This is a genomic window from Psychrobacter sp. 1Y4 (assembly GCF_051847555.1).
Genome location: NZ_JBPYDE010000649.1, coordinates 1 through 666, shown reverse-complemented (window position 1 = coordinate 666; position 666 = coordinate 1). Strand labels below are relative to the sequence as shown.

Here is a 666-nt window from a genome sequence, read left to right as displayed (position 1 = left end):
ACGGTTTGCAAGGAGGCACATGTCACTTAGAAGACATCATCTAATAAGTGGTAAGCAGGTCAGTGTCGGATAGGATGACAAAGCGTACTAACGAACCAAGCGATTGAGACCATCGGCAAAGGCTTTTTTATCGCGGTCGCCGTAGGGTTTTTGCCCGCTCATCTCTTGCAGCTCTAGGACACCAGTGCCGCGCATGGTGTCCATAAAATCGCGCATATTGAGCTTTTGCTTGATATTATTTTTGTCATAGACCACGCCGCGAGTTGTCAGTACTAGACCGCCTTTGTCCAAAATATCATTGGCTAAAGGTATGTCGCTCGTAATCGCCAAGTCGCCTGCCTGTATCTGCTCGACGATATAATCATCGGCCTTGTCGAAGCCTGATGGTACAACCGTCATAACGAGCAGAGGAGATTTGCGTAGTTTGATTGGCTGGTTGGCGACAAATATCGCCATTGTCTTGGTACGTTCAGCTGTTTTGATAATCAAATCTTTGGCAATCAATGGTACGGAGTCAGCATCTACCCAAATTTGCATTATTTTTTGGCCTTCTCTGTCTTTGGCGACAATGCTGCTTCAACACCGTTATCTTCTAAGTCGTCGTTTTTAGCTGCGGCATCTGCGGTATTAGATTGAATATCGATATTTCCATACTCTTTATCCAAA

General features: G+C 45.3%; 1 protein-coding gene. It reads right to left on the bottom strand.

Annotated features, from left to right (window positions below):
• Positions 1–87 precede the first annotated feature (87 nt).
• Positions 88–537 carry a YaiI/YqxD family protein gene (locus ACS8FC_RS18110; RefSeq protein ID WP_093067583.1) on the bottom strand — a complete coding sequence of 150 codons (450 nt, stop codon included), beginning with the start codon at positions 535–537 and terminating at the stop codon, positions 88–90.
• Between the last annotated feature and the right edge of the window lie 129 nt (positions 538–666).